Annotated in this window: 1 protein-coding gene; it reads right to left on the bottom strand. The window is 63.6% G+C overall.

Going from position 1 to position 742, the window contains the following annotated elements; all coding sequences use genetic code 11:
- On the bottom strand, positions 1-742 hold a 742-nt coding region (locus E8E95_RS00085; protein WP_280347128.1), incomplete at both ends, for a VCBS domain-containing protein.

A 742-nucleotide genomic window follows, 5' to 3' on the forward strand; every position in this document is an offset into this window, starting at 1 on the left:
GATGGTGATGGTCAGCGTCGAACTGCTCGGGTCGTTGTCGGCGTCGCGCATGGAATAGGCGTACTGCAGGGTCACCTGCTCGCCCTGGTCGAGACCTTCCACCGCCGCCGAACCATTGGCCAACGCGAAGCTGTAGCTACCGTCTGCATGCAGGGTGACGACACCGTAGGGCGTGTTCACCAGCAGGCTGCCGTTGTCCCCCGGCGTAGCACCCACCACGCCGTTCCAGCTGGTGAAGGCCTTCGGTTGGTCGGCACCACCGACGTCGTTGTCCAGCACATTGCCGGTGACGCTGGACGGGCTGCCATTCTCGGTCAGGCCACGGCTGTCGGGGTTGGCGCTTGGGGAATCGTCGACGATCTCGATGCTGACATTCGCCGAGGCACTGGCCAGGCCATCGCCCACATTAATAAGGAAGCCGTCCGTTTCCGGTCCAGCGCCGTCAGTCGTGGCCTCGGTCAGGGTGTAGCTGAAGTTATAAGTGCCGTTGCTGTAGCCGGTAATCAACACCGTGCCGTGGGCGGTGGTGAAGCTCTGCCCGACCAGGCTAGTGAAGCTGCTGGTGGTGAGGTCAACGCTGAGGCTGCCAACGCTGAGGGTCTTCAGGTTGGCCAGCCCATCGGAGTCGGCGACGGTGAAGCTGCCGGTAGTGACTGTGCTGCCATCCCCGGCGCTGGAGCCCTCCGGCAGACCTTTCTCGTAGACCTTGGCCAGATCGCCGCCAGCGTTAGGCGTGCTGACA

The sequence above is a fragment of the Pseudomonas sp. BN414 genome (assembly GCF_029871275.1).
GTDB classification, from domain to species: domain Bacteria; phylum Pseudomonadota; class Gammaproteobacteria; order Pseudomonadales; family Pseudomonadaceae; genus Metapseudomonas; species Metapseudomonas resinovorans_C.